At 44.8% G+C, this 19,202-nt stretch carries 19 protein-coding genes and 1 tRNA gene; 2 read left to right on the top strand and 18 right to left on the bottom strand.

The features are described from left to right. Window positions 1-202: 202 nt before the first annotated feature. From pyrE to G6R27_RS03265, 3 genes are read right to left on the bottom strand one after another with little or no spacing between them, the layout of a single operon-like run. Complete coding sequence (gene pyrE / locus G6R27_RS03255; RefSeq protein WP_213819639.1) at window positions 203-832, bottom strand: orotate phosphoribosyltransferase; 630 nt, start codon at window positions 830-832, stop codon at window positions 203-205. A 13-nt stretch (window positions 833-845) separates the two neighbouring features. Next, the gene (gene pyrF / locus G6R27_RS03260; protein WP_213819640.1) at window positions 846-1,577 is read right to left on the bottom strand and encodes an orotidine-5'-phosphate decarboxylase; all 732 of its coding nucleotides are present in this window, start codon (window positions 1,575-1,577) and stop codon (window positions 846-848) included. A gap of 11 nt (window positions 1,578-1,588) precedes the next feature. Then, window positions 1,589-1,990, bottom strand: coding sequence for an alpha-hydroxy-acid oxidizing protein (locus G6R27_RS03265; protein WP_420798187.1), 402 nt, complete (start codon window positions 1,988-1,990; stop codon window positions 1,589-1,591). 362 nt (window positions 1,991-2,352) lie between these two features. Between G6R27_RS03265 and G6R27_RS03270 the strand changes: the two genes are divergently transcribed. Further along, on the top strand, window positions 2,353-3,879 hold the full coding sequence (locus G6R27_RS03270; RefSeq protein ID WP_213819641.1) for a glycoside hydrolase family 68 protein: 1,527 nt from the start codon (window positions 2,353-2,355) through the stop codon (window positions 3,877-3,879). 70 nt (window positions 3,880-3,949) lie between these two features. Here the strand turns inward: G6R27_RS03270 and G6R27_RS03275 are convergent, their stop codons facing one another. The 13 genes from G6R27_RS03275 to G6R27_RS03335 all read right to left on the bottom strand — a co-directional run bounded on the left by G6R27_RS03275 (window position 3,950) and on the right by G6R27_RS03335 (window position 17,776). After that, entirely contained in the window at window positions 3,950-4,957 is a 1,008-nt protein-coding gene (locus G6R27_RS03275; RefSeq protein WP_213819642.1) for a HoxN/HupN/NixA family nickel/cobalt transporter, read from the bottom strand. 60 nt (window positions 4,958-5,017) lie between these two features. Then, window positions 5,018-6,469: a Fe-S cluster assembly protein SufB gene (gene sufB, locus G6R27_RS03280; protein WP_213819643.1), complete on the bottom strand. Its 1,452-nt coding sequence runs from the start codon at window positions 6,467-6,469 to the stop codon at window positions 5,018-5,020. 11 nt (window positions 6,470-6,480) lie between these two features. Further along, the gene (gene sufU, locus G6R27_RS03285) at window positions 6,481-6,948 is read right to left on the bottom strand and encodes a Fe-S cluster assembly sulfur transfer protein SufU (protein ID WP_213819644.1); all 468 of its coding nucleotides are present in this window, start codon (window positions 6,946-6,948) and stop codon (window positions 6,481-6,483) included. Next, window positions 6,945-8,153, bottom strand: coding sequence for an aminotransferase class V-fold PLP-dependent enzyme (locus G6R27_RS03290; protein WP_213819645.1), 1,209 nt, complete (start codon window positions 8,151-8,153; stop codon window positions 6,945-6,947). Before G6R27_RS03290 ends, sufU begins: the two co-directional genes overlap by 4 nt. After that, complete coding sequence (locus G6R27_RS03295) at window positions 8,137-9,270, bottom strand: SufD family Fe-S cluster assembly protein (protein WP_213819646.1); 1,134 nt, start codon at window positions 9,268-9,270, stop codon at window positions 8,137-8,139. The genes G6R27_RS03290 and G6R27_RS03295 overlap by 17 nt, the downstream gene beginning before the upstream one ends. A 22-nt stretch (window positions 9,271-9,292) precedes the next feature. Continuing rightward, on the bottom strand, window positions 9,293-10,078 hold the full coding sequence (gene sufC, locus G6R27_RS03300) for a Fe-S cluster assembly ATPase SufC (protein ID WP_213819647.1): 786 nt from the start codon (window positions 10,076-10,078) through the stop codon (window positions 9,293-9,295). Window positions 10,079-10,140: 62 nt separating this feature from the next. Next, window positions 10,141-10,722, bottom strand: coding sequence for an anaerobic ribonucleoside-triphosphate reductase activating protein (gene nrdG / locus G6R27_RS03305; protein WP_213819648.1), 582 nt, complete (start codon window positions 10,720-10,722; stop codon window positions 10,141-10,143). Continuing rightward, complete coding sequence (gene nrdD, locus G6R27_RS03310) at window positions 10,649-12,868, bottom strand: anaerobic ribonucleoside-triphosphate reductase (protein ID WP_213819649.1); 2,220 nt, start codon at window positions 12,866-12,868, stop codon at window positions 10,649-10,651. Before nrdD ends, nrdG begins: the two co-directional genes overlap by 74 nt. 495 nt (window positions 12,869-13,363) lie before the next feature. Continuing rightward, complete coding sequence (locus G6R27_RS03315) at window positions 13,364-14,074, bottom strand: DUF975 family protein (RefSeq protein ID WP_213819650.1); 711 nt, start codon at window positions 14,072-14,074, stop codon at window positions 13,364-13,366. A 94-nt stretch (window positions 14,075-14,168) separates the two neighbouring features. After that, window positions 14,169-15,542 (bottom strand): amino acid permease, encoded by a 1,374-nt coding sequence (locus G6R27_RS03320; RefSeq protein ID WP_213819651.1) that lies wholly within the window; start codon window positions 15,540-15,542, stop codon window positions 14,169-14,171. Between the two features lie 393 nt (window positions 15,543-15,935). Continuing rightward, the gene (locus G6R27_RS03325; RefSeq protein ID WP_213819652.1) at window positions 15,936-16,532 is read right to left on the bottom strand and encodes a hypothetical protein; all 597 of its coding nucleotides are present in this window, start codon (window positions 16,530-16,532) and stop codon (window positions 15,936-15,938) included. A gap of 27 nt (window positions 16,533-16,559) precedes the next feature. After that, window positions 16,560-17,273 carry a hypothetical protein gene (locus G6R27_RS03330; RefSeq protein ID WP_213819653.1) on the bottom strand — a complete coding sequence of 238 codons (714 nt, stop codon included), beginning with the start codon at window positions 17,271-17,273 and terminating at the stop codon, window positions 16,560-16,562. Then, a complete protein-coding gene (locus G6R27_RS03335; protein ID WP_213819654.1) occupies window positions 17,273-17,776 on the bottom strand; it encodes a glycoside hydrolase domain-containing protein in 504 nt (167 codons plus the stop codon). Before G6R27_RS03335 ends, G6R27_RS03330 begins: the two co-directional genes overlap by 1 nt. A 107-nt stretch (window positions 17,777-17,883) precedes the next feature. On the opposite strand from G6R27_RS03335, the gene G6R27_RS03340 reads away from it, so the two are divergent. After that, a complete protein-coding gene (locus G6R27_RS03340) occupies window positions 17,884-18,333 on the top strand; it encodes a hypothetical protein (protein ID WP_213819655.1) in 450 nt (149 codons plus the stop codon). 119 nt (window positions 18,334-18,452) lie between these two features. On the opposite strand, the gene G6R27_RS03345 is transcribed toward G6R27_RS03340, so the two are convergent. Both G6R27_RS03345 and rpoE read right to left on the bottom strand, forming a co-directional pair. Continuing rightward, window positions 18,453-18,526: transfer RNA gene (locus tag G6R27_RS03345), tRNA-Lys, on the bottom strand. An 81-nt stretch (window positions 18,527-18,607) separates the two neighbouring features. After that, window positions 18,608-19,159, bottom strand: coding sequence for a DNA-directed RNA polymerase subunit delta (rpoE, locus tag G6R27_RS03350; RefSeq protein ID WP_213819656.1), 552 nt, complete (start codon window positions 19,157-19,159; stop codon window positions 18,608-18,610). Between the last annotated feature and the right edge of the window lie 43 nt (window positions 19,160-19,202).

Raw genomic sequence — 19,202 nt, forward strand, 5'->3', positions numbered from 1 at the left:
CAACAGGCCCAGTTGGCGCCTATGTATGCGTCGGAATTTTAGTTAAACAACAATAAATTCTAGAGAGTAATCGATACCATCCACAAGAGGCACGGACACTTGCACAGTCTGAATAACCCCCAACCTAGCAAAGCAGCGGCGGTTATATTTTAGCTTTGTTCAACGAACTTAATCAGGTGGTTGATTCTTTTTTTATATTTTCTCAGCCCTTCCAATGCCAGGGATCGGCGTGCCAAGAAGCATAGGAAGCTGTCTTTTCATCCGACAGGCCGACTTTGTCACGGTATTCGGCAAGTAGAGCCGAATAGGTCACGATGGGCTTAAAAGTCAGCCCGGCCGCCGCAAAATTCTGGCTAGCATCCGGAAAGTCGTAGGAAAAGATGCTCAGCACCCCGGTCACTTGGTAACCGGCTTCTGAAACCGCCTTGGCGGCCTGCAAGACCGAACCGCCGGTTGAAATCAAGTCGTCAATTAAAAGCACCTGATCACTTTCGTTCAAGACCCCTTCAATTTGGCTTTTCGTTCCGTGATCCTTTGGCTTCGAGCGGACGTAGACCATGGGCAGATCCAGTTTTTCAGCTACCAAAGCAGCCTGTGGAATCCCGGCGGTCGCCACACCGGCAATCACCGTGGTCTTCGGATAAGCCGTCTGAACTAAATCCGCCAGTGCTTCAGTAATTAAACGCCGGGTCTTTGGATAGGAAATCGTCTGCCGTAAGTCCGCGTAGATGGGCGAATGAATCCCCGAGGCGAAGGTGAAGAAACCCTCTTCCTTAAATTGGACAATCTTTTCTTCAATCAACTGGTCGATAATCATCTTTGCAACAGTCATCAAAATAGCTCCTTCATTCTTCTTTTGTTCCCTCTTGCCAGTCTGCCAAATACCGTTCGTAGGCCCTTTTTGGCTGGGGACTTTGGTTAATTGGCCGACCTACCACAATGGCTGAAGCCCCGGCCTTTGAAGCCATGGCTGGCGTGGCCACCCGAACCTGATCGCCAACTTGATCATCTGCCATACGAATGCCTGGCACCAGGTAGAAAAAGTCATCCCCCACCGCTCGCCTTAAGGCTTCGACTTCTAAAGCCGAGCAAACCACGCCATCACAGCCGCTATCCTTGGCCAACTTAGCTAAGGAGAGCACCTGCTCCTTTAAAGACAACCGGCAGTTTTGCTCCCTTGTTACGATTTCTTCTGAAGCAGAGGTTAGCTCGGTAATCGCTAACAGTTTGGGTGCTGGTAAGCCGCTTTCAGCAGCTCCTTGAACCAAGCCGCGCTTTGCTGCCTGCAACATTTCGCGCCCCCCCATGGCATGAACCGTCACGTAGTCGACACCAAGCCGCGCTAACTGCAGCATCGCCTTTTCAACCGTATGCGGGATATCATAAAGCTTTAGATCTAAGAAGATCGCGTATCCTAGTTCTTGAAGTTTTTGTAAAATTTGAGCGCCCTCTTTATAGTAGAGTTCCATGCCAACTTTGACGGTCTTTCCCCGGCCGTCTGGCCCAAGGGCCTGGGCTAGCTTCAGAGCCGTCTGCTGATTCGAGACGTCAAATGCCACCATTAATGGTCGATTCATCATGCTTCCTTTCACAGTTCGCGTAGCTGACCACGAAAATCCGAAAGACGTTCATAGCCCTTTTCTGTCATGATCGCCTGCAGTTCTTCAGTCAACCGATCGTAGACCCCAAGGCCTTCCTTAATCACCTGAGTTCCAACGGAAACCATGTCCGCGCCGCAAAGGATGTGGGCAAAAACGTCAGCTCCCGATGTGATGCCACCAGTTCCAATAATGGCAATCGACTTGTTCAAGCGCTGGCGCAAGGCACGAACATTGGCAAGCGCCGTTGGTAAGATCATGGTTTTGACCGCCCGTTTCAAAGTCGGCGCCGCCTTGCCATCCTGATAGGCCAGCGCCAAGTCGACCAAGGCCAGCAAGTCCTCCTTGGACAAGTCCGCTAAATCCACCATGTTTTCTACTTCAACTGCCATCTCTTCCCCCATTTACCCGACAAAAAAAGCCCTGATCTGTGATCAGAGCTTTACCGTTTGATATCTTATTGGGGTCTTCCGCTAACAGCTTGGCTTTTTGCTTGCACAAAAAAGCTGTCCGTCTTCATCTTTTTTGATGGACTGCTCCCGCGTATTCTGGGAGGGGTCAACCGCAATCGCATACCTTGGTGATTCTCTGATCAACATTAAAGGTGTGATTCGATTTTTTATAGTTTACCACTTCACAAAGTAGAAAACAAGAAAAATTCTAAGAAAGTTGACCATCCTTTTGACTTTCCTTTATTGAAGCCTGAAAACGCTTTGCTATAATAAACTTATTCCAATTAGAAAGTGTATCCCCTTTGTTTTCTTATTTTTTTAAAACCAAAAAAGGCAAAACAAACCTGGTCATTGCTGGCCTTTCACTCATCATTGTTATTTTATTTAGTCTTTTACAACAGCCCTTTAATAGGCAAACCACCCGTTACCAACAGGCCGTGCACTTTACCCGGGCCAATATGAATCAGCTCCAAGAGCAGATGCAAAACGTGAACTATCGCATGCCTAACTTCAATGCGGATAAGCTCGGAAAAACCATTCCCAATGCCAAGGTTTACGATCAAAACGGCCAGGCCCATCAAGTCGTGCTTTGGGATTCTTGGCCCGTTACCGATCAAGAGGGGACGCTTGCTAATTATCACGGCTACCATCTGACCATCGCCTTGTCTGCCGTTGATAAAAGGCGGGACAAGAAAGGGGTCAAAATGGTCCTATTAGCCCAAAAAGCAAACGCCAAAAATCAGGGCGTCGCTTCTTGGACCTACTTAGGTCCCCTCATGAACACGTTCACGGAGGGAAGTCGTCAGCCCGACCGTTTACTATCTAAAATCAACAATGAATGGTCCGGTTCTGCTGTCTTGATGAATGAACAAGATGACCACATCAGGCTCTTCTATACGGGAGCCATGACAAAAAATGGGCAGGCTCAGGCTTTGACCACTGCACAGATCAGTATCCAGGCCAAAGACAAAAAGAATTGGGCATCTGGCTTGACCATTGCCCATGAACAGACAACCGATCACAAAACGGTCTTTTCTGGTGATGGTCAGCTCTACCAAAAAGTCAGCCAATTAAGCAATCAAAAAACCGACTCCTTTGCCATGCGTGATCCGCACTTTGTTGTCGATCATGGGCACTACTACCTTGTTTTTGAGGCGAACACGACGGAAAGTGGCCAGCAAGTTTTCAATAATCCAGCCAATTACGGCAGTCTTTTTGATTACCAAAAGGACAAATCGGCCCTCTTAAAGAGTCATCTGGACACCATTAGCCAAACTTCTTCCGTTTCCTTGTCCAATGCTAGCAAGATGGCTAACAGCGCGATCGGTCTCGTTGAATTAAATCGGGACTTTACCGTTAAAAAAGTTGAAAAACCACTCATGGTTGCCTCTGGAGCAAACGATATCACCGAACGTCCCAACCTATTGAAATATCAGGGGAAATGGTACCTCTTCACCTGCTTTCAAGGCAAGTCCCTCGCCTCTTCTAACAAGCAGTTTTTGAACCAAAACTACCTCCTTGGTTATGTTTCTTCAGACGGGCTCACTGGTCACTATCAAAAATTGAACAAAACAGGCCTTGTTCTTGGTTCCAACAGCAAACGTAAAACCAAGAAGTTCACCTATGCCTACCTCGTGGTCCCTTCGAAAGAAAACGGACAAACAAAGTTTGTCATCACGGCCTTTGCTGGTGACCGAACGTTGGCACCATCCGTTGCGCTCAAGATTAACAAACAAACAACCAAGGTTGACAATCAATATGTGTTCAATCAAGGCGCGTTAACAACAACCGGAAAACGCTTCAAAACCAGTCCGCAAAATTGGTCTTAGAAGGAATAGTAAAAAAAGAAGCACAAAAAAAGATCCAGATTCCCCATCTGGATCTTTTTTATTGCCTTATTTAATGTGTCACCTTTTCTAAACCGCTGTAATGCCAATAAGTCAAGGCGATCAACCAAGAAAAAGCAAAAAGGGAGACCAAAACGATGCCGAGCTGATTAAAATCAAGGGCAGACACATGCTCGATCAAGCTGTTTTCCCAACCAAAGGCCGCATGCAAAACCTGAACAAAATCAACACCAGCAATCATCGCTGCAGCCAACACCGAAATAGCCGTCATCACCAAATTAAAGTAAACTTTGCGAAAGGAAGAAGCGATCATCCAAGAGTAAGCGTGGGACATAAAAAAGCCATCCAAAGTGTCTAAGGTGCACATCCCAACGGTGAAAAAAAGCGGAACGGAAAGGGTGGCATACCAGGGAACACCAGCAGTTGCTGCAGTCGCCGAAGTCGCTAAGACCGCAACTTGGGTGGCTGTGTCAAAACCTAAGCCAAACAAAAAGCCAACGAGGGCCACTTGCCAATCATGATGGATTAGCGATAAAAATTTTTGAAAAAGACGGTAAACAAATGATTTTTCAGCCAATTTTTGACTCGTCTTCTGATCACCACCTTGACGAAGCATCTTGAACTGTCGCCAAATACCAAAAAGAATGGATGTATTCGCCAAAGCTAAGATAAGAAGCAGAGTGGCTGCAATACTTGTGCCAACAATCCCACCAACTGCCTCAAAATCAGGAAGGGCCTTTTTTGCCCAATCAACAAAACAAACGGTCAAAATCGTCAATAGCAGCACAACAGAAGAATGTCCCAAAGAGAAGGCAAAACCAATACTTGTTTTCTTTCGTCCCTCATGTAACATCTTACGGGTCATGTTATCGATGGCTGCGATGTGATCAATATCAAAGGCGTGACGCAGGCCAAAAGTAAAGGCCAAAAAACACATCCCACCAAGTGGTGGGTAAGCGCTCACCCCAGTTGAAAGAAACAGCGTCCCAAAAAGACCAATCAGCCCGATGACCACGCCATACTTCAAAAGGATATAAACTGTTTGCTGTTTTTCTGTCATATTTATTTTCTCCTGTTCGGATCGGTTGCCTTGTTTAAACCGGCCAGCTGGGTCTTGTGTTCAGCCAACCGATCCAGTCATTTCAAATTTCATTAGTCGATTTAATTCCACGGCGTATTCCATCGGTAGTTCTTTTGTAAAGGGCTCCACAAAACCCATCACAATCATTTCCGTTGCTTTTTCTGCAGAAATACCGCGAGACATCAAGTAATAGAGCTGTTGTTCAGAAACTTTTGATACCTTCGCCTCATGCTCCATCGTGACCTGCCCATTTTTGACGGTGTTATAAGGAATCGTATCTGCTGAAGAAGCTGCATCAACAAGAATCGTATCGCACTCAACATGGGCGAAGGAACCAGCTGCCTTGCGACCAAATTTAACTGTCCCACGATAGTCCGTTCGACCTCCTTGGTGAGCAATTGATTTGGAAATAATCGAAGAAGAGGTATTGGGTGCTCGATGAATCATTTGCGCACCCGAATCAAGGGTCACTCCCTGTCCAGCCACCGCAATGGAGAGCATGGTGCCCTGTGCCCCCTCCCCGTCGAGGTAAACAGAGGGATACTTCATCGTTGTTTTCGAACCAAAATTACCATCTACCCATTCCATCGTGGCATTCTGCCCCGCAGACGCCCGTTTTGTTTCCAACGAGTAGACGTTATTCGACCAATTTTGAATGGTGGTATACCGACAATAGCCATCTTTTTTGATCACCACTTCCACAACGGCTGCATGCAAAGCGTCCGCTGAATACATGGGCGCCGAGCAACCCTCTACATAGTCAACAGAAGCACCCTCGTCGACAATGATTAACGTCCGCTCAAACTGCCCTTCATTTTCCATGTTAATTCGAAAGTATGACTGAATGGGCGTGGTGACGCGGACGCCTTTTGGAACGTAGATAAAGGTTCCACCTGACCAAACGGCTGTATTCAAGGCCGCCAGTTTATTGTTTGTTGGCTTTACTAAAGAGGCAAAGTACTCTCGAAAAAGCGTCGGATATTCTTGCAAAGCAGTATCCGTATCCGTGAAAATAATGCCGCTTTTTTCAAACTCTTCTTTCATTCGGTGGTAGATAACTTCCGATTCGTATTGGGCAGATGAGCCAGCCAACCACTTCTTTTCTGCCTCTGGTACGCCAATCCGGTCAAAGGTTTCCTTCAAGTCATCCGGCACTTCTTCCCAGTCACGGTACTTTTGGTCCGTCGGCTTATTGTAGTAATAGATGTTTTCAAAATCGATGCCCGACAAATCTGGTCCCCATTCTTGCATCGGCATCGCCAAATAGGCCGCATAGGCACGCATCCGATAATCAAGCATCCACTGCGGTTCCTTTTTCTTTCTCGAAATACGGCGAATCACCGCTTCATTTAGCCCCTTCCCCGTTGAATACACATTTTGATGATCATCATGAAAGAAAAGGTCTCCATGCTTCCCCGTGTTTTTTAACAGGGCTTTTGTTTGAGAACGGCCTACCCGTTGATCTTGTTCGTTTTGGTCCTTTTGTGTCATTTACTTGCTCCTCAAACCGACTGGTCCATTCGGGCTTTCGCTAAAGCATCGGATAAGGCGTGCCCCGTCAAAGTCGCACATTTCACGCGACTCGGATAATGCCCCACATGAATGATCATTTCCAATTCGCCTAATCCCGTCACGTCTGGTTTTTGTTTACAGCCAACAGCCACAACCGCATCAAAATATCTTCGAATGATGCTTTCGGCCTCCTCTATGGTTTTTCCTTGAACTTGATCGAAGAGCATCGATGAAGCGGCCATCGAAATCGCGCAGCCATCTCCATCAAAAGCTAAACGACGAATTCTCCCTTTTTCGATCTCCACCTCGACACCATAGGCATCCCCGCAACTTTGATTGATCTTTTTGGCAAAAAAAGTATTGGCTCGCTTTTTCAATGGATGAAGGTGATGAGGCGCTCTTGCATGATCCATCATCACTTGCCGATAGAGTTGTCGGCTAACCTCTTTTTGATTCATGAAAAAACCTCCAATACCCGTTTTAACGACAGAATCAACCGATCAATCTCTTCTTTTTGAGAGTACACGGAAAAAGAGAGTCTCAAAGTCGAAGAGACCCCTAAAGCAGTCATCAATGGTTGGGCACAATGTTGTCCTGCTCTTAGAGTCAGCCCATCCATATCCAAAATAGTGCCCACATCATGCGGATGCACGCCCCGAACATTGAAGGCGATTAAACCAGAACGACGGGCTGCAGAAAGCGGCCCGTAGATCACGATTTCTGGCAGTTTCGCTAATTCTTTTAAGGCATAAGAAAGTAGGCCCTGCTCTTCTTTTTCAATTTGACTAAGGCCAATCTCTTCTAGATAGGTCATCGCACGGGCCAGACCAATGGCGCCAGCAATATTTGGAGTGCCTGCTTCGAATTTAAAAGGACTTTTGGCAAAAGTAGCACTGGTCTTTGTCACGGTTTCAATCATTTCCCCGCCCAGTTGAACCGGGGCCATTTCTTCTAGTAAGGCTGATTTTCCATAAAGCACCCCAATTCCTGTCGGCCCTAAGGCCTTATGTCCGGAAAAGGCATAAAAGTCAACATCCAAATCCTTTAGATCAACTGGAAAATGGCCGATCGCCTGAGCGCCATCAACCACCACTGTGGCTCCATAAGCATGGGCCAAACGTGTTAACGCTTTAACTGGAGCTACAGAGCCAAGCACATTGGAGACATGGGCGAAAGCGACCAATTTTGTCTTTTGATTCAGCTTCTTTTCAAACGCCGCCCAATCAATTTCACCATTAGCATTCAGGTCAACAAACCGCAGACGAGCCCCCTTCTGTTGAGCCACGCGCTGCCAAGGCAGTAAATTCGCGTGGTGTTCGGCTACTGTCAAAAGGATTTCATCACCCGGCTGCACTTCGCTCAACGCAAAACTCTGAGCGACAAGATTCAATCCATCGGTCGTCGATTTTGTAAAAATAATGGTCGAAGAAGGCACCTTTAGGGCATCGGCAATCGTTTTTCGGGCCCCTTCGTAAGCCTCAGTTGCTTCTTCTGCTAACTGGTAATTTCCCCGATGCACGTTGGCATTGCTTTTTTGATAAAAGGCGCGCATCGCCTCTAACACAACCGTTGGTTTTTGACTTGTCGAAGCAGAATCCAAATAAGCCAAGGGCGCCCCGTTTTCTTGTCTTTGCAACATGGCAAAATCATCTTGTCGGTTCATAGTAGGTGATTTTCCTTTCAATGGAATTTTCTAAAAAGGCCAAGAGTTCATCTTGTCCAATACCCGTTTGAATGTGATTCAAAACCCCTCGAATCACGAGTTGTTCGGCCTGTTCCTTTCTCAATCCACGGGACATCAAATAGGCCAATTGCTCTTGATCGATTTGACCAACTGAAGCTGCATGACCAGCTGTCACATCAGGCTCATCAATTAGCAAAAGCGGATTCGCCTCCCCGCGGCCTTTTTCAGACAACATCATAATCGACGATTTTTGATCCGCATCGGCTTCCTTGGCGCCCAAGTTAATCCGACCAATCCCATTGAAGATCAATTGGCCGGCCTCCATGTTAACGCCTCGCTGGTCGATTCTGGCCACCGTGTGGCGGCCGACATGATTGACTTGAGATTGAAAGCCCAACTGTTCTTTTTCTCTTGCTAAGGCGACCACCTGAACTTTGGCTTGACTGCCATGCCCCTTTAACAACACACCTTGCGAACTAGCTACCTGATGAGCAGATAAACCAGCCAAGCGCCAATCTAAATTAGCCCCTTCTTCCAAAAGAATCTGCCGATTGAGATAGGCCGTGGTCTGCTTGTTTAACTCGTCAATTGTGATCAGCCGCACGTCAGCTTCACGTTCTATAACCAGTTCTTCAACTAAACTTCCCCACACTTTCTTTTGTAAATTTGTTTCATCTGTGGGTCCTTCGATCTTTTCAAGAATCGTGACTTTGGCACCCGCTCCAATGTGGATGGCGGCGCGACTAGCGAAGTTTTCATGACCAAGAATTTGTTGAACGAATATCGGTTTGGTCAGTTGAACACCGGCCGGTACCAAAAGTTGATAGCCCCCCTGATAAGACGCTTGATTTTCTTCAGTTAAGCGGTCTTGATTCGCTTTTGCGACCTGCCCGAAGGCTTTAAAACCAGGGACAGTGTTTTTTTCTTGATTGGCTAGATCAATAAGCGTGACCCCCGCCTTTGTTGCCTCATCGGGGACAACCGCTTTTAAAAAATGCTGCGCCGTTTTATTTAAATCAAGGTCCTCCAGCTGCCAAGCCTTCAGGTTCACCTTGTCAAAACGCGGCAGTGGTGCACGACTTTTTTGTTCTTTCATCTCGTCTCGCATTATTCTTCACTCAAGCCCAGTCCTCTTCTTCATCCGTCAATGAAAGATCAAGACCAAGCTCATCGCGCAGTCCAGCATAGCCTTCTTTTTCCAAGCGTTTTGCCAAATCAGGACCAGCACTTTTAACAATTTGACCGCCCATCATCACATGCACCTGATCCGGTACAATATAGTCCAACAAGCGCTGATAATGCGTAATCATCAAAGTGGAAAAATGAGCCGATCGCATTGAGTTAACGCCTTTTGCAACGACTTTCAAAGCATCGATATCAAGTCCAGAATCAATTTCATCCAAAATCGCGAGGTTCGGTTGAATTAAAAGCATTTGTAAGATCTCGTTTCGTTTCTTTTCACCGCCAGAAAATCCTTCGTTTAAGTAACGATGGCCCACTTCTTCTTTCATCGCTAAAAAGGCCCGCTTTTCTTCAAATTGCTTCATAAATTGCAAAGAAGAGACAGGTTTATCTGGTCTTCTAGCATTCACCGCCGCCTTCATAAATTCAAAATTCGTGACACCCGGAACAACAGACGGATACTGCATCGCTTGAAAAAGGCCAGATCGTGCACGCTCATCAACGCTAAGTTCGGTTACGTCCTCTCCATCGATTTCAATTTTTCCAGCAGTTATCTGATAGTTTGGATCGCCCATAATGGCAGCCGATAAAGTCGATTTACCCGTTCCATTCGGTCCCATGATGGCATGCATCTCCCCGGACCGAATGACCAGATTGACCCCGGTCAGAATTTCCTTGTCATGGACACTAACGTGTAAATTTTTAATGGTCAGTTCGTTCATTTATACTTTCTCGCTTTCTTAAGGGGGCAGGTCCAAATTAATGCACAATCACGGGTAAAAACTTAACGCTTTAGATCGGCCCAAATAATGACTTGATCCTTTTCAATGGACTTCGGCACATCAATGATGCGTTGATTGGAGGAACCTCGGAACTGAAGGGTCAGATCCTTCTTTTCTTCTAAGAAACGACCATCAACCAAGATATCCAGATAAGAAAGCAATTCGGCCTTATCTTGCGTTTCGTCTTTCAACTCATCCCAGGTATAGCCTGTCCAAGACCAAATGTCTTTTTGATGACCAAATTCGCGGCGAATCCGTTTTACCAATTGCAAGCAAACCGGTGTATTCAAGAAGGGTTCCCCACCAAGCAAAGTCAATCCTTGAACATAAGGCTGCCTCAGATCTTCGATAATCTGGTCCTCTAAATCCTTCGTGTAAGCCTGGCCGTAGTTAAAATTCTGAGCCACCACGTTATAACAGCCAGGACAAAGAAACTGGCAGCCAGAAACATAGAGCGAACAACGAATGCCCTCCCCATCAACAAAGTTAAAGGGCTTGTAGTCTGCGATCTTATTTTTGGATAACTGATCGGCTCGCCATTCTTTGGGCATCGGATTGTTTGGTTTTCGAATAGGACGCGGCATGTTGTAACATCTCCTGACTTAAATGTTTTTCACGTGAGGAAATTTCGACGTGACGACCATGAACCATCGGCCGTTGTTGCGGGTTCCCCAGGTAACCGCAAGTTCTTTTGACGACGTCACAGGTTTGGGGATCATGATTGCCACATTGTGGACATGAAAAGCCCCGGGCTGTGGCTTTAAACTCCCCGGAAAAACCACAGGCAAAGCATTTATCGATGGCGGCATTGGTTCCCAGATACCCTACGTGATTGTAGGCCCAATCCCAGACCGCTTCTAAAGCCTTTGGATTTTGGGTCAAATTAGGATACTCACAGTAGTGGATAAAACCACCGGAAGCATACTTCGGAAAGACTTCCTCAAAGGTGATTTTGTCAAAGGGCAGCGGATGTTTGCGAACATCATAGTGGAAGGAATTCGTGTAGTATTCCTTGTCGGTAATGTCTGCTACCTGGCCAAACTTCGCTTCATCGTCCCGACAAAAAGTATCGGTTAATGATTCCGCTGGGGTGGAATAAAGGCTGTAATGATAACCCGATTCCTTCGACCATTTCACACAGGCTGCGTGCATTTCTTTTACAATCGTCTCAGCAAAGTCATGGGCCGCCTGATTGCCTTCCCAGTGCGAGCCATAAAAGGCCGTAGCAGTTTCGTAGAGCCCAATGTAGCCAAGGGAAACCGTCGCCCGTTCATTCTTAAAGACCTCATCGACGTCGTCTTCTGGTCTGAGGCGTTTGCCAAAAGCCCCATACATATAAAGAAGTGGTGCGTTTTCTGGCCGCGCCTCCTTCGTACGTTGAACCCGGTAGAAAAGGGCCTGCTTTGCAAGCGCCAGCTTATCCTTAAAAATCGTCCAAAAAAGTTCTTGATTACCATCTGCAAGCAAGGCAATTCGAGGTAGGTTAATGGTGACCACGCCCAGGTTCATCCGGCCAGAATTGACTTCATTCCCATTTTCATCTCTCCATCCCTGCAAAAAAGAGCGACAGCCCATTGGAGTTTTAAAGGAACCGGTCAACTCGACCAGCTTGTCATACATCAAAAGATCGGGGTACATGCGCTTGGTAGAACATTCCAGTGCTAATTGCTTAATATCGTAGTTCGGGTCATCTGGCTTTAAGTTCAACCCCTTTTTCACTGTAAAGGTCAGTTTCGGGAAAATGGCGGTTCGGCCTTCTTTACCAAGACCATCAATGCGAACTTGCAAAATGGCTCTTGAAATCTCTTTTTCAAACCATGAAGTTCCTAATCCAAAGTTAATGGTAGTAAAAGGTGTCTGCCCCTGGGAGGAATAGAGCGTGTTGATCTCGTATTCGAGCGCCTGCATGGCCTCCTTAATATCCTTCTTCGTCTTTTCCTTAGCGTAGGGTTCCTCTTGCCCTTTTTGCACCCATTTTTTGGCGTCTTGCAAATGTTGCTCGTAATTTTTCTTGGCAAATGGTGCTAAGAGCTGATCGATTCGGTTGGCTGACGCGCCACCGTATTGAGAAGAGGCTACGTTGGCAAAGATTTGGGCCATTTGTGCAGTGGCCGTTTGAATGGAATGGGGCTGTCCTACCCAAGAATTACCGATCTTATAGCCATTGTTTAGCAGGTTATCAAAATCAATGAGGCAACAATTCGTCGATGGTAAAACGGGAGAATAATCAAGATCATGCCAGTGGATATCCCCCCGCATGTGACCCTTCGCCACCATTTCAGGTAACATTTGTAGACCAAGTGCCCGCGATGCTGTTCCGGCCTGTAAATCTCGTTTTGTATTAAAGACTTTGGCATCTTTATTAGCATTTTCGTGAACAATCGCCTCGTCTTTTGAAAAAAGTTTTGCCATATTTTTTGAAACACTCTTGGCCTCAGCAAAACGCGTCTCTTCCAGCTGACGGTATCGCCGATAGGATAACAGGCCTTGTTCTTGATCAAAATCGGCAAGCAGTGTTTCTATCATTTGTCGAATGGTTTCGGATTCAATCAGACCCACCACTTTTGAAAAGGCTTGATTTAGTTCATGATAAACACTTTTTTGCACTTCCTCATCTAATGAAAGTTCTGCCAGAATAAAGTTTATTTTGTACGCATAGAAGGGTGTTTTTACCCCGGAATGCTTAACAACCGTTATTTGTGGCTGCTCCATAATTTGTTTTGATTGCATGTTCCCCCTCCTTTTTCAAGTGCACGATTAGCATACAAAATAAACGTTTGTGAGAACAGATGTTCGAATGCTTCTAAAAAAATTGAGCAAGGAATAAACATAGGGACGAACGGGATTTTCAAGACAAATTACCTTTTGATATCAATTCCAAGCACATTTAACGTAATTGTTATCTCAGTTTAGACCACTTCTTTCTTCTCTTTAAAAGAAAGCTCACGCTCATCCAATTCAAAAAGAAAATCAAACTAAAATAACAAACAAACCAACCGCACCGCTTTCTGTCATCAAAACGCAATCAAGACAACCATTGACCTAGCCAAAAAATGAATAAAAAAACTTTCACAAGTTGATTTCACAAAGCCAGCACCTGGGACTTCATTAAAAAAAGGCTTGTGCACTCAAGACAACAAAAGCCATCAACAAGGGATCAAAATCACTATCATTAATCACAAAAAAAGAGCGAACCGTTTGAAACGGTTCGCTCTTTTTTTAATTTTAGTCTGCAACTTCTTGTTGTGCCGCATCCTCTTTCAAATAATCATAAAATCCGGCATATGTCAGGTACATGTATGGCAAAAGGATAATCATTCCGATCCCCATCACCATGTTAGCTAAGATCAGCCAACCGATGAACGACAGTTGCAAAACAAAATATTCCCACTTATGGCCCACCATCAATTGACGAGAGCGCGTGATGGCATCGCGGAAACGAATTGATTCGCCATCAGCCTTTGCATCCTTGTACACATAAAAGGCCTGTGAGTAGGAAAAGCTCTTAATTACGCCGGGAATAAAGAAAAGAAGCGTCCACAGGAAGGTCCACACAAATTGCAAAATTGCAATCCCAATAGTCCCGAGGAAAAGTCCTTTCTCGCGGTAAACTTCAATGGCCTGCAGGAATGGATGAGACTGCTTTTCTTCGAAACGCATAAAGTTCAGCAATGAATACATGGCGGCCGTTCCAGCAAAGAAAGCTAGAATGCCCATAGCGGTACCATCGCCAATTGATAGATAGGTTCCCGTTCCATCTACCCATGGAAAATCGCCATTCATGATGGCAAAGGTATCCACTACTTGAAAACTACGGTCCCCAATCCAGCCAAAGAGAACGGCTGGTAAAGTCACCAGAACCAAATAAATCCAGTTGTTGGCCAATTGTTCCTTGGCCTTCGCCTTAATTTGACGACGTACTTCTCTCTTTGTCATGTTTCCTCCAGAAACTCTTTAAATTACATTCAATGTAACATGTTTTTAAAAGTTTTACCAATTAAAAAGACGCCCAAAGGACGTCTTTTAACTATTATGACCGGTTGCGGTGCTTGATAAAATAGAAAACTAACACAAGCGCTAGCAAGGAGAAACCAATCAACAGTGGAATCTGCGTGTCCGGGTTGATGGTCATGAAGACCAGCGTAATGATCAGCATGAACATGGCAAAGTAATTGGAGATTGGCGAGAGGGCCAACTTGAACGGGTGCCCCTCCAAATACTCTGGGTGTTCCTTTCGGAACTTAATTTGTGACCAAAGAATAACAAACCATGGGACCATTCCTGGCAAAGTCGAGGCCGAGTAGACCATGACAAAAATCTTCGATGAGTCGTGCCAGATCAATGGCAAAATGGCATTCAACACAATGCCAAGCAAGATACCGGCTGACATAGCCAAAACGGCGACTTCAGGAACACGACGCTTTGACAGCTTCAAAAACTTTGGTGAAATTTCCTTGTTCATGGCAAGCGTGTAGAGCATTCGAGAAGATGAGAAGAGACCAGAATTCAAAGCCGAAATGGCCGCCGTCATCATGACGAAGTTGATGATTCCGGCTGCGGCCGTAATTCCAACACGAGCAAAAGTTTCAACGAACGGTGAGCCCACCTGGTCCAACTGATTCCATGGGTAAATCGTGATAATGACAAAGATGGACCCAACGTAGAAAATCAAGATTCGGGCCACAATTGACTTGATGGACTTCACGATGGCCACCTGTGGATCCTTGGCTTCACCAGCCGTGATGCCAATCAATTCAATAGCCTGGTAAGAAGTCATGACAATTGACAAGGCGAACATGAAGCCCTTAATGCCACCAGCAAAGAAGGAACCATGTGACCAAAGGTTTGAAAAGCCAAGCGGGTGACCGTGGTTACCAACACCAAGCAAGATGACCAAGAAGCCCAGGATAATCATGAAGACAATCGTCAAGACTTTAATCAAAGAGAACCAAGATTCCATGGAACCATAAGCCTTAACTGTGACCAAGTTAGCAGCCGTTAAAGTTGCCAAAACGATCACACCGGTTACCCAAGTTGGAATACCTGGCCACCAGTAATCGAGATAAACACCAACGGCAATGGTTTCAGAAATTCCAACCATCAGCCACTGAATCACGTTGGCCCAGACCGTCAGATACCCGGCTGCTGGGTGAATGTAGTGTTTGGCATAGTTGGCAAAGGAACCAACTTCGGGATCGATGTAAAGCATTTCACCCAGGGCCCGCATCACAATATAAAGGACTAAACCTGAGATCAGGTAGGCCAAAATGACGGATGGACCGGTCCAGGCAATGGTTGAAGAGGCCCCCATGAAGAGACCAACACCAATTGTGCCCCCCAATGCAATCATTTCCATTTGGAAAGATGAAAGGGAGCGATTTAATTCTTTATTATTTTCTGCCATGAAAGACACTCCTAAATTTCAGTTCGTCGTTATCCTGTGTTAACAAAAAAAGGCGCCCCTAGCCAAAAAGCTAGGGACGCCGGCGCGTGGTACCACCCAAATTTGCTACGTTAACACACGTAACCTTAATCTGACCGAGGTAACGGTTGGTCAAACCGGGCATACTTTCACGCGCTACTCGTATGTCATCAACAAGAGGTAGTCTTCAATCGATCCGGCCGCCATTCTCACCAACCATGACGTCGCTTAATGCCAGAACCGATTTACTCGTCCTCTTTCATGTTGTGTCTATCATATAGGATACCATCTTCCTTTGCAAGCCTTTTTCAAGAAAAATGAAAGAAAAATGAAAAAAACTAGAGCGTAACCTTCCGCTCTAGCCAAAACTACAAATTAATATTTTACGTAGAACCCTGCCCATGAAATTAGGAACCGATTACTTGCCCACCGCACTTGCTTAGCACGTCTGCGCGATCTCGCAATCGCTTTACGGATTAAATTGCTATCCTCATAACTTTCGATTTCATTTTTTTTGATATATAAAATCTTTTGCTCATTCCGCTTTTTGATATTTATTAGGACAATCCCATAGGTGTCGTCATACTCAATGATTCCCCATGTCCAGTAGTATGATGGTTGACGAAAAAGGGCAACAAAGACACCAAAAGTAGTGAATCTATAAAAAACATTTTTCCTGTTTTCTTCTAGCCACTCTTTTGTCTGAGAAAAACCAGATAGCATGGATACAGATTGCTCGTTAATTTTAGGAATGATCGAAAAGAAAGGTTTAAGCAATAAAAGCCGGCCGACTAATACAGGGTCAGCAACACAGATAAGTAAGCTATATTCCCAAAAAAGGTAGGGCTGATTCATGTACATGAATGGAATAAAATTACTATATGCAACAAGCACAAGGGCGAAAATGATCCATTTTGTATTCTTTTTTCTTTTCAATAGTAATTCATTTTTTATTTTTAAAAAATCAGACAAATGATACTCCAACTATACATAAATAATCTAAATCGGTGCAACAAAAAAGATAAGAATCAAAGCAATCACAAATCCTACACCGGCAATACTACTTGTTTGAAAACTAGCAGGAATTTGTCCCACACTTTGCAAAATTGATGAAATTGCACTCATCAATCCGAATAAAGCTTGCCCAATCAGATTTAGGCCACCTTCAAGCAAAGCAATCATGCTTTTAGAAGATTTTTGCAACGCATTAGTCGTTGGCTTAACCGCTTCTTCTAACAACTCATTTTTAATCTTGCTCCAATTAAATTCAACATCAATAACAACAACATCATGATTAGAGAAGTCATCACCTTGTGGGCGAAGTTTTTCATCCGAAATTTCAATTGAAACCTTATTCAGATAGTGAGAATTTTTCTCCATTTCTGCGTTAATTGTAACATAACCCGATTCTAAACCGGCCGTGAATTTATTTAACAGTTGATTCAACTCACTAGAAACGTGCACACCGCCCTTTGCAAAATCCATTGAAATAGATGAATCAATTTTTCCATTCTTGATCGGATAAGAAAAAGTAATATCATTGTCTGTATTTACAGAAGTGACATTTTTGTAGGAAACAGATACCTTCATCATCGCATCATTGATTAACACGTAAGGCTTTCCGTTTAACTCTACTTCATGCGTTCCAATTAACTGCTTCATCACTTTCCAGTTGGAGTCCTCAATCCAGTTTGTTGGCTGGCGACTATCCACTAGATTAGTAACCCCTTCGTCTTCATATGAGACACCAACCTTGTCACGAGCTGGCAGATTACCTTCAGAGCCAACTTCATCGAATTGATGAAGGCCCAGTTAAGGGGTTGGGAGAATCCGAGGTTTCCTGAAAACCCAGTCGACATATTCGATACGTAGGAATACTTTACAGCTGACACAGCATCTGAAACCATCAGGCAGGTGTTTCGTGGACCATACACACCAATCTTGTAGTGATTCATGACGGAGGCGACACCCTTAAAGTAAGGAATCGCATTGGCCAAGTTTTCATCTTCGGTCATGTCAGTATCAACAGCGAAGTAAATGGTATGGCCGTCAGGAATACCGAGTTCTAGTGCGGCATTACGAGCCTTACGACCATCGGATTGACCGGAAGAGTAAGTATAATCGTCAATATCTCCGGTATTATCTTGATCGATTGGAACTAGATGAAGACCAGCATTCAGAATATTCTGGGTGGCAAAAACCGTTATCGCGGTCAATATTCAACCTATCAAAATGAGTAATGTGAAATTTGTATCTAAAACCCCCTTCATGATAAAATTATTCTAAATTAAACGTATTTCAAAGAACTATAGAAAGGGAATCCATGGTAAAAAAAGCCATTTCAATCGTTTTATCATTTGTGCTCATTAGTACTGTTTTTATTCTAAAAAACATCAATACTACCGTCCTTGCAGACGATACGCTTTCACCAGATGAAGCACGGAGAACGTTGATTCATTCGCTCCCTGTTCCTGCTGGTGTTTCAAAAGAAAACTTTTATTACTATGCAAACTATGCCAATGTGATTTCCCTTCCAGATCAAGATATTGCGGATGACTGTCTAGTATTCAAAGATACTCAATCAAACGTTCTAATTGGAAACACATTCCATCTGTTGGAAAAAGATTCTGATGGCCACGTCCTTCGTCATCTTGATGTAAAAGATGGTCAGTTCCACCTGACCACCGTTGGCGAGTTAAAAACGATTTTAGAAACCGTGAAAACCAACTACCCTTGGCTGATGAACGCCCAGCAGAACGACGATGCATCGTAAAAAGCCCCTGAACTTTCTTAGGGGTTTTTATTTAGCAATTTTCCCAAAACAAAAAGCGTCCGACATTTCTGTCGAACGCTTTTTTGGAATCTCCCAAGGTCTCCTGATAAGAATATCAGTGCTTCCGCTCGGATTCGAACCGAGGACCTTGGGATTAAAAATCCCCTACTCTAACCAACTGAGTTACGGAAGCAATCAGTGCGTTAACACATTTATATAGTTTACCGAAGGACCTTCCAAAAAGCAAGGGTTTTTGGAGGACTTTTTAGTAAAATTAATTCTCGGCGTCACCATCTGAAAGATCATCCAAGTCGTCAGATCCGGCCAACTCCGTCAAATGTTCGTCAATGGACTCATCCTTTGAGTCTTCATCATCGGCGTCATCATCGTCGTCGGTTTTTTCTTCTTCTGGTACGTCATCAAAGTCATCGTCTTCTGGATCATCATCGTTGTAATCGATGACGTCATCATCGTTAGCGTTATCCGCAAAGACATTGACCTTTTTGGCAGCCTTCTTTTTCTTCTTTGGCTTTTCTTCTTCGTCATCGATTTCGTGAATGGATTCATCGATGGCATCAACTGGGTACCAGGCACGCAATGCCCATTCGTTGTTTCCAAGGGAAATGAATGAACCGTCTGTGTTCAAGTCCGTGTAGAACTGTGACAGACGTGACTTGAAGCTCTCGTCATCGACTCCCAGGAAGTTTTCGATGGCTTGAACCAAATCAGCAAAGGCCATGGCCTGCTTTTGCTCGGATAGGATGGCAGTGGCGATTTCCACCAGGGCCATTTCTTCTTTTAGTTGACCGTTTTCAATTTGTGACATGGCTGATATCCTTTCGCGCTTCTAACTAGTTAACTATACTGAA

It is taken from the genome of Fructobacillus papyriferae, assembly GCF_018437225.1.
GTDB lineage: Bacteria > Bacillota > Bacilli > Lactobacillales > Lactobacillaceae > Fructobacillus > Fructobacillus papyriferae.

Coding starts and splice junctions, on each gene's coding strand:
- pyrE (WP_213819639.1), bottom strand. CDS start 832: ATGACTGTTGCAAAGATGATTATCGACCAGTTGATTGAAGAAAAGATT.
- pyrF (WP_213819640.1), bottom strand. CDS start 1,577: ATGAATCGACCATTAATGGTGGCATTTGACGTCTCGAATCAGCAGACG.
- G6R27_RS03265 (WP_420798187.1), bottom strand. CDS start 1,990: ATGGCAGTTGAAGTAGAAAACATGGTGGATTTAGCGGACTTGTCCAAG.
- G6R27_RS03275 (WP_213819642.1), bottom strand. CDS start 4,957: ATGACAGAAAAACAGCAAACAGTTTATATCCTTTTGAAGTATGGCGTG.
- sufB (WP_213819643.1), bottom strand. CDS start 6,469: ATGACACAAAAGGACCAAAACGAACAAGATCAACGGGTAGGCCGTTCT.
- sufU (WP_213819644.1), bottom strand. CDS start 6,948: ATGAATCAAAAAGAGGTTAGCCGACAACTCTATCGGCAAGTGATGATG.
- G6R27_RS03290 (WP_213819645.1), bottom strand. CDS start 8,153: ATGAACCGACAAGATGATTTTGCCATGTTGCAAAGACAAGAAAACGGG.
- G6R27_RS03295 (WP_213819646.1), bottom strand. CDS start 9,270: ATGAAAGAACAAAAAAGTCGTGCACCACTGCCGCGTTTTGACAAGGTG.
- sufC (WP_213819647.1), bottom strand. CDS start 10,078: ATGAACGAACTGACCATTAAAAATTTACACGTTAGTGTCCATGACAAG.
- nrdG (WP_213819648.1), bottom strand. CDS start 10,722: ATGCCGCGTCCTATTCGAAAACCAAACAATCCGATGCCCAAAGAATGG.
- nrdD (WP_213819649.1), bottom strand. CDS start 12,868: ATGCAATCAAAACAAATTATGGAGCAGCCACAAATAACGGTTGTTAAG.
- G6R27_RS03315 (WP_213819650.1), bottom strand. CDS start 14,074: ATGACAAAGAGAGAAGTACGTCGTCAAATTAAGGCGAAGGCCAAGGAA.
- G6R27_RS03320 (WP_213819651.1), bottom strand. CDS start 15,542: ATGGCAGAAAATAATAAAGAATTAAATCGCTCCCTTTCATCTTTCCAA.
- G6R27_RS03340 (WP_213819655.1), top strand. CDS start 17,884: ATGGTAAAAAAAGCCATTTCAATCGTTTTATCATTTGTGCTCATTAGT.
- rpoE (WP_213819656.1), bottom strand. CDS start 19,159: ATGTCACAAATTGAAAACGGTCAACTAAAAGAAGAAATGGCCCTGGTG.